This window comes from Kitasatospora sp. NPDC094028, assembly GCF_049543595.1.
In the GTDB taxonomy this organism is placed as follows: domain Bacteria; phylum Actinomycetota; class Actinomycetes; order Streptomycetales; family Streptomycetaceae; genus Kitasatospora.
Genome location: NZ_JBMVFA010000007.1, coordinates 316,032 through 323,652 on the forward strand (window position 1 = coordinate 316,032; position 7,621 = coordinate 323,652).

Below are 7,621 nucleotides of genomic sequence, written 5' to 3' on the forward strand. Positions count from 1 at the left end.
CGGAGGCGGGCGCAGCGCGGCGGGTCAGGCCGCCCGGTGCACCCGGAGTCGACCGCGTCCGCCGGGGAGCCGCTCCCGGACGGCCGCCGCCGCCTCGCCCGGCGTCTCGCCGTCGACCACCACGATGCCGGAGCGTTGTTAACTGGCTGCTGCGGTCACGTGACGCCGGTGTACCACTTCACCCGTGGACGAAGTCCATCCGGTTTCGGCGCTCCCCGCCGGCCAGTGCGCGACCGGCCAGTGCGCGACCGGCCGGCGCGCGGCCGGTCAGTGCGCGGCGCGGCCGGTCAGGAAGCCGAGCAGGTCCTGGCGGGTGACGATGCCCTGCGGCTTGCCCTCCACCAGCACGACGGCCGCGTCGGCCTTCTCCAGCACGGTCATCAGGTTGGTCACCGTCTCGCCGGAGCCGACCACGGGCAGCGGCTTGGACATCACCTTGTCCAGCGTGTCGGTCAGCTCGATCTCCTTCGCGAAGATGCCCTCCAGCAGCAGCTTCTCGACGACCGAGCCGATCACCTCGCCGGCCATGATGTCCGGGTGCCCGGCGCCCGGCGAGACCACCGGCATCTGCGAGACGCCGTACTCGCGCAGCACCCGGACCGCCTCGGCGACGGTCTCGTTCGGGTGCATGTGGACGAACTGCGGGACGCCGCCCTGCTCGATGGTCTCCTTGCGGGCCAGCACCTCGCCGATGTGCGCCTCGTCGGTGGACGAGGGCAGGAAGCCGTAGTCGGCCATCCAGTCGTCGTTGAAGATCTTCGACAGGTAGCCGCGGCCGCCGTCCGGCAGCAGCACCACGACGACGTCGTCCGGGCCGAGCCGCTTCGCGACCTCCAGCGCGGCCACCACGGCCATGCCGCAGGAGCCGCCGACCAGCAGGCCCTCCTCCTTGGCCAGGCGGCGGGTCATCTGGAACGAGTCCTTGTCGGACACGGCGACGATCTCGTCCGCGACGTTCCGGTCGTAGGCGGTCGGCCAGAAGTCCTCACCGACGCCCTCGACCAGGTACGGCCGGCCGGTGCCGCCCGAGTACACCGAGCCCTCGGGGTCGGCGCCGATCACCTGGACCTTGCCGCCGGAGGCCTCCTTGAGGTACCCGCCGGTGCCGGAGATGGTGCCGCCGGTGCCGACGCCCGCCACGAAGTGGGTGATCTTCCCCTCGGTCTGCTCCCAGAGCTCCGGACCGGTGGAGTGGTAGTGCGAGGCCGGGTTCTCCGGGTTGGAGTACTGGTCCGGCTTCCAGGCGTTCGGGGTCTCCCGGACGAGCCGGTCGGAGACGTTGTAGTACGAGTCCGGGTGCTCCGGGGCGACGGCGGTCGGACAGACGACCACCTCGGCGCCGTACGCGCGCAGGGTGTTGATCTTGTCCGTGGACACCTTGTCCGGGCAGACGAAGATGCACTTGTAGCCCTTCTGCTGGGCCACGATCGCCAGGCCGACACCGGTGTTGCCGGAGGTCGGCTCCACGATCGTGCCGCCCGGCTTGAGGGCGCCCGAGGCCTCGGCGGCCTCGATCATGCGCATCGCGATGCGGTCCTTCACCGAGCCGCCGGGGTTGAAGTACTCGACCTTCGCCAGCACGGTCGCGCTGATGCCCTCGGTGACCTTGTTCAGCTTGACCAGCGGCGTGTTGCCGACCAGGTCGATGATCGAGTTGTGGTACCGCACGGAGGGTCCTCCCGTTGTGTGGGCATGCAGGTGCTTTCGGTACTGCAAGCCTAGGGCGTGGGCGGTGACTCGTGATTCCCCTCTTGCACAGCTCCCCCAATGGCGCACCCCCGCCCCGGCCACCGGTACTGCCGCCCCCCGCGCGGGTAAGAGGGGTGTGCAGCACTGCCGCGGCCCCGAGGGGGCGGCCCGAGGACGCGAAGGGGGCACCGCATGCCAGGGGCACACGACTCGCGGGCCCGGGTGGCCCGCCGGATCGCCACCGCGGCGGCGTACGGCGGCGGCGGGCTCGGCCTGCTGGGCGTCGGCCTGGTGGGCGTGCTGCTCACCGAGAGCAAGCTCGCCGTCCAGGCCATCGGCATCCTGGAGCACCCGCCCAAGGCGGACGGCGTCTACGGCGAGGCCTTCGCGGACGGCGACGCCGCCCCGCAGCGGCCCCTGGTGCTGGCCGTCCTCGGCGACTCCACGGGCGCCGGCCTCGGCGTGCTGCGCTCCCGCGAGACCCCGGGCGCGCTGCTGGCCGCCGGGCTGGCCTCGGTGGCCGAGCGCCCGGTCCGGTTGGTCAACGCGGCCCGCTCCGGCGGCCGCTCGGCCGACCTCTCCGGCCAGCTGGAGCAGGCCCTGCGGGAGCGCCCGGACGTCGCGGTGATCATGATCGGCGCCAACGACGTGACCCGGCACAGCCCGGCCCAGCTGGCCGTCCGCCAGCTCGGCGAGGCGGTCGCCGCGCTGCGCGCCAACGGCTGCGAGGTGGTGGTCGGCACCTGCCCCGACCTCGGGACGATCAAGCCGGTGCGCCCGCCGCTGCGCTGGGTGGCCCGCCGGCTGAGCCGGCAGCTGGCCGCCGCGCAGACCATCGCGGTGGTCGAGGCGGGCGGCCGGACCGTCTCGCTCGGCTCGCTGCTGGGCCCGGAGTTCGCGGCCCGCCCGGAGATGTTCGCCGCCGACCGCTACCACCCGTCCGCCCAGGGCTACGCGACCGCGGCGATGGCCGTGCTGCCCTCGGTCTGCGCCGCGCTCGGCCTGTGGCCGGAGGAGGAGCACCCGACCGCGCCCGTCCCCGGCGACACGGTGCTGCCGGTGGCGGTGGCCGCCGCGGCGGCGGCCGGGCGCTCGGGCACCGAGGTGGCCGCGATGGACGCGGAGGGCGCGGGCCGGCGCTGGGCGCTGCTGCGCCACCGGCTGCGGGTCGGTCTGCCCGGGGTCGGTCTGCCCGGCCCGGAGGCCGGGAAGGCTGCAGGTACGGGGCCCGGGAGCACGTCGGCCAGCTCACACGCCGGTACGGGTGACGCCTGATCTACCAGGCGGTAACTTTCCTCCCGGACGCCAGTCCGCCGTCACCCAGCGAGGAGCCCGCCATGCCCGAAGCCGTCATCGTCAGCGCCGCCCGTTCGCCGATCGGCCGGGCCTTCAAGGGCTCCCTCAAGGACGTCCGCCCGGACGACCTGACCGCCCACATCATCCAGGCCGCGCTCGCCAAGGTCCCGCAGCTGGACCCGCGCGAGATCGACGACCTGATGCTCGGCTGCGGCCTGCCCGGCGGCGAGCAGGGCCACAACCTGGCCCGCATCGTGGCCGTCCAGATGGGCATGGACTACCTGCCCGGCGCCACCATCACCCGCTACTGCTCGTCCTCGCTGCAGACCACGCGGATGGCGCTGCACGCGATCAAGGCCGGCGAGGGCGACGTCTTCATCTCGGCCGGCGTGGAGACCGTCTCGCGCAGCATCAAGGGCACCTCGGACGGCCTGCCGGGCACCCAGAACCCGCTCTTCGACGAGGCGGTCGCCCGCACCGCCAAGCGCGCCGAGGAGGGCGGCGGCGAGTGGCACGACCCGCGCGAGGACGGCCTGCTGCCGGACGCCTACATCGCGATGGGCCAGACCGCCGAGAACCTGGCCGCGCTCAAGGGCATCACCCGCGCCGACCAGGACGAGTTCGGCGTCCGCTCGCAGAACCTCGCCGAGGCCGCCATCAAGGCCGGCTTCTGGGAGCGCGAGATCACCCCGGTGACGCTCCCGGACGGCACCGTGGTGAGCACGGACGACGGCCCGCGCGCCGGCGTCACGCTGGAGGGCGTCTCCGGCCTGAAGCCGGTGTTCCGCCCGGACGGCACCGTGACCGCCGGTAACTGCTGCCCGCTGAACGACGGCGCGGCCGCGCTGGTCGTCATGTCCGACACCAAGGCCCGCGAGCTGGGCATCACCCCGCTCGCCCGGGTGGTCTCCACCGGCGTCAGCGCGCTCTCCCCCGAGATCATGGGCTACGGCCCGGTCGAGGCCTCGAAGCAGGCGCTGAAGCGGGCCGGCCTGACCATCGGTGACATCGACCTGGTCGAGATCAACGAGGCCTTCGCCGCCCAGGTGATCCCCTCCTACCGCGACCTGGGCATCGACCTGGACCGACTGAACGTCAACGGCGGCGGCATCGCGGTCGGCCACCCCTTCGGCATGACCGGCGCCCGGATCACCACCACCCTGATCAACTCCCTGCAGTGGCACGACAAGCAGTTCGGCCTGGAGACCATGTGCGTCGGCGGCGGCCAGGGCATGGCGATGGTCATCGAGCGCCTCAGCTGACCCGGGCGGCACGTCCGCAGCACGCCCGCACCGCTCCCGCGCAGGCACGTCCGGGCGCCTTCCGCACCCCGGAAGGGTCTGGACCACCCATTTGGAGTGACGCAGGGTAATTGAGGGCCGGATCACACCGCGAGGTCGATCCGGCCCTCTTTCCGCTCGTTTTCGACCTGGAAATCGACACTGCGGAGCGGATCAACTGCACTGCGTAGAACGGGACTACCTAACAATTCGGGGACAAGGGCGAAAGTCCCGGACAAATTAGACATTCACCACTGCGGTAACACCCCCGGATGCGGCAGTGTGGAGACGTAACCCCGTTCCGCTCCTCGCTAGGAGTACGTTCCGTGAGCGCCGTCTACACCATCCTGCTGCTGATCCTGATCACCGTGTCGACCGCGGTGCTGCTCCGCCTCCGGGGAATCTCCCGCCGGCTGGACGCGCAGGCCGCGGCCCCGGCCGCGCCCGCCCCGGTGGACGAGGCCGCGATACGCCGGGCCGTCACCGAGGCCCTGGCCGCCGACCGCGAGCGGGAGATCACCGAGGCCCGGGCGTTCTGGGCCGAGCAGGAGGCCCGCGCGGCCGAGGACGCGCCGCTCTTCGACTCCCCGTTCACCGGAACCTTCTCCAGCACCGACGAGTGGCCCCTCTTCTTCCCCCGCCCCATCGGCCCGCAGGACGCCGCCGACAACGCCGGGACGATGGACCCGGAGTTCGGCGAGGCGCTGCGCTCCGCGCTGGAAGACCTGATCAACGACGACGGCACCGGCCCGGTCGAGCCGGGCCCCGAGGGCGGCGTGCCGCTGCGCCCCGGCCACCCGGCCGGCGAGACCGCCAAGGACGCCCGGGCCCGCCGCGAGGCCGACCTGCTGGCCACCGGCCTGGAGGCCGGGCTGCTGGACGCCGACCCGGCCGTCGAGGACGCCCCGGTCGCCGCGCCCGATCCGCGCCGCCACCCCTCGCACCCCGACTTCGTGCCGAGCCAGGCGCCGTCCCGCGAGTGGACCGACACCCGGCTGGCCGCCCTCGCCGACCAGGCCGTCGCCCTGGTCGACGTCCGCCCGGGCCCGCTCGGCACCCTCGACGTGTACGCCTTCGAGGACGGCACCACCCTGTGCGTCGCCCCCGGAGACCGGGAGGCCGCCTACCGGCTGATCGACGCCGTCCGCGCCGGTGAGCACGTCCGGCTGCTCGGCGGCTCGCGCTTCTCCGGCTCGTACTCGCTGACCTTCTCCACCGACGACGAGGCCGTCTACGTGCTCGCCGACCGGGTGGTCGCCAGCATCTGACGCGGAATCGATCGCAGGGGTTGACGAAAGGCCGGCCGGATCACGGGATCAGTGATCCGGCCGGCCTTTCCGCGCTCACGCGCAGAGCGCCGCCGTCTCCCGCACCGCCGCCAGCGCCCCGGCCAGCACCTCGGCGGCGGCCGCCGGGCCGTCCGGGAGCGCCACCTCGCCGCCCTCCGGCAGCACGGTCAGCGCGGCCGCCAGATCGTGCCCGGCGACGGCCAGTTGGTCACCCACCGCGAAGACCCCGACGTCCGGGACCTCCCGCTCCGGCTCGCCCTCCGCCGCCAGCCCGAGCCCGGCCAGCCGCCGGGCCAGCGCCAGCCCGGCCGCCGCCCGCGAGGCGTGCCCGGGCACCGCGCCCAGCAACTTGCTCTGCGGCAGCGAGCGGAACCGGTCCGCCAGCGCTTCGACGGCTTCGACCAGGGGCTGTACGTCCATGAGGAGGAGCCTAGGGCAGCCGGAACGCCCGCCCGGCCCCGGAACGCCGCCGGGCCCCGGAGCGGCTGCTCCGGGGCCCGGCGAGGCGGTGCGGGGTGCGCTTAGTCGTCGCCGCGCAGGACGGCGATCAGGCGCAGCATCTCGACGTAGATCCAGAGCAGCGAGAAGGTGAGCCCGAAGGCGGCCCTCCAGGACTCCTCCTGCCGGGCGCCGCGCGCGATGGCCTGCTCGACCTCGTTGAAGTCCAGCGTCAGATAGAACGCGCCGATGCCAATGCCGAGCAGGCCGACGCCGAGGCCCAGCGGACCGGACCAGGTGCTCAGGCCGCCGCCGGCCCACCATGCGACGCAGTTGATCAGCAGAAGGACGGAGAAGGCCAGGCCGACCGCGAGGCCGATCCGGCGGTACTTATTGGAGACCCTGAGCCGGCCGCTCTTGAACGCGAGCAAGAGGGCGCCGGAGATCGCCGCCGTGCCCAGGGCCGCCTGGATCGCGATGCCCGGGAGCTTGGTCTCCAGGGCGTGCGCGAGCGCGCCCACAAAGAAGCCCTGGAACGCCGCGTAGGCCAGGACCAGCCCGGGGCTGATCTTGTCGCGGAACTGGACGACCAAACCGACGATCGCGGCGACCAGCGAGGCGCCGACCGCGAAGCCGAAGTTCTTGAAGGGCAGCGTGAACCAGGACACCGCGCCGGCGGCGACCACGGTCAGCAGGCAGATCGCGGTGCGGGCGACCACGTCGTCGAGCGTCATGCGCCCGGTGGCCCCGGGGCCGGCCGACTGGCCGTTGTACATCACGTACAACTGCTCGTCGGTCAGCGGAGCCTGACCCGGCGCCGGCTGGGCGTACTGCGTCCCCGCGTAGGGGTTCTGGCCGTACTGGGCTCCGGCGTTGGCGCCGTACGGGGCCTGGCCGTTCGGACCGAACCCCGCGTAGCCGGAGTCGCGGGAGAAGGACCCCTCCCGCGAGAAGACCGGGTTGCTGCTTCTCATTGCTCATTCCCTCCGTGGCAGCACAGCGCCGCCCGCACACCAGGGTAATGGCAAGGCAAAAATTTCGGGATACGTCGCGAGGAGGATCCGGTGAACGACGCCCGGCGGGGACGCCGACGACGCCCCCGCCCGTCGAGTGGTGCCCGGAGCCGGACTCGAACCGGCACGGCCTCACGGCCAAGCAGTTTTAAGCTGCCCGTGTCTGCGTTCCACCATCCGGGCGTCCTGCGAACCCCCCTGAGCCTAGTCGCCCGGATCGCCCTTTCGCATGTTCCCAGCCAGGGAAGTTGTCATGTTTCCTTGCGATCTGACGATTAGTCCGCAATTCGGCCACGAAGGGCGCCGGTTCAGGCCAGCGCGGTTCCCTCAGGGGTGACGTCATACCGGAGGAGGAGGGGCCGGTCCCCGCGTACGCCCAGCGGTGGTCGGCCCAACCGTCCGGCGGAGCGACGAGGGACCATGATCACCCGACGGACCATGGAAGGGACGATTTCCGCCTTCCGATCCCGCCCCGTGAACCGCCCAGAGCGAGGAGCCCTCCCGTGACCACGTCGACCGCAACCGCCGTCCGTACCGGCCGGGCGGCTGCCCGCGCCACCGGCCTGAACAAGGTCTACGGGGAGGGCGAGACCAGGGTCGTCGCCCTGGACGACGT

General features: G+C 72.8%; 6 protein-coding genes, 1 tRNA gene and 1 pseudogene. 4 read left to right on the plus strand and 4 right to left on the minus strand.

Going from position 1 to position 7,621, the window contains the following annotated elements; genetic code table 11:
• Nucleotides 1-267: 267 nt before the first annotated feature.
• Nucleotides 268-1,668 (minus strand): cystathionine beta-synthase, encoded by a 1,401-nt coding sequence (locus tag ACPC54_RS14675; RefSeq protein WP_498964909.1) that lies wholly within the window; start codon nucleotides 1,666-1,668, stop codon nucleotides 268-270.
• Between the two features lie 213 nt (nucleotides 1,669-1,881).
• On the opposite strand from ACPC54_RS14675, the gene ACPC54_RS14680 reads away from it, so the two are divergent.
• From ACPC54_RS14680 to ACPC54_RS14690, 3 genes are all read left to right on the plus strand, one after another.
• On the plus strand, nucleotides 1,882-2,964 hold the full coding sequence (locus ACPC54_RS14680; RefSeq protein ID WP_498964911.1) for an SGNH/GDSL hydrolase family protein: 1,083 nt from the start codon (nucleotides 1,882-1,884) through the stop codon (nucleotides 2,962-2,964).
• Between the two features lie 62 nt (nucleotides 2,965-3,026).
• Complete coding sequence (locus tag ACPC54_RS14685) at nucleotides 3,027-4,247, plus strand: acetyl-CoA C-acetyltransferase (RefSeq protein WP_498964913.1); 1,221 nt, start codon at nucleotides 3,027-3,029, stop codon at nucleotides 4,245-4,247.
• Nucleotides 4,248-4,591: 344 nt separating this feature from the next.
• Nucleotides 4,592-5,533 (plus strand): hypothetical protein, encoded by a 942-nt coding sequence (locus tag ACPC54_RS14690; protein WP_498964915.1) that lies wholly within the window; start codon nucleotides 4,592-4,594, stop codon nucleotides 5,531-5,533.
• Nucleotides 5,534-5,608: 75 nt separating this feature from the next.
• Here ACPC54_RS14690 and ACPC54_RS14695 read toward each other — a convergent pair whose 3' ends face one another.
• From ACPC54_RS14695 to ACPC54_RS14705, 3 genes are all read right to left on the minus strand, one after another.
• Complete coding sequence (locus tag ACPC54_RS14695) at nucleotides 5,609-5,974, minus strand: hypothetical protein (protein WP_498964917.1); 366 nt, start codon at nucleotides 5,972-5,974, stop codon at nucleotides 5,609-5,611.
• A gap of 101 nt (nucleotides 5,975-6,075) precedes the next feature.
• A complete protein-coding gene (locus ACPC54_RS14700) occupies nucleotides 6,076-6,966 on the minus strand; it encodes a Bax inhibitor-1/YccA family protein (protein ID WP_498964919.1) in 891 nt (296 codons plus the stop codon).
• Between the two features lie 137 nt (nucleotides 6,967-7,103).
• A tRNA-Leu gene (locus tag ACPC54_RS14705) sits at nucleotides 7,104-7,188 on the minus strand.
• A gap of 320 nt (nucleotides 7,189-7,508) precedes the next feature.
• Between ACPC54_RS14705 and ACPC54_RS14710 the strand changes: the two are divergent.
• Nucleotides 7,509-7,621 (plus strand): annotated as a pseudogene (locus ACPC54_RS14710) (ABC transporter ATP-binding protein); the annotation flags it as partial.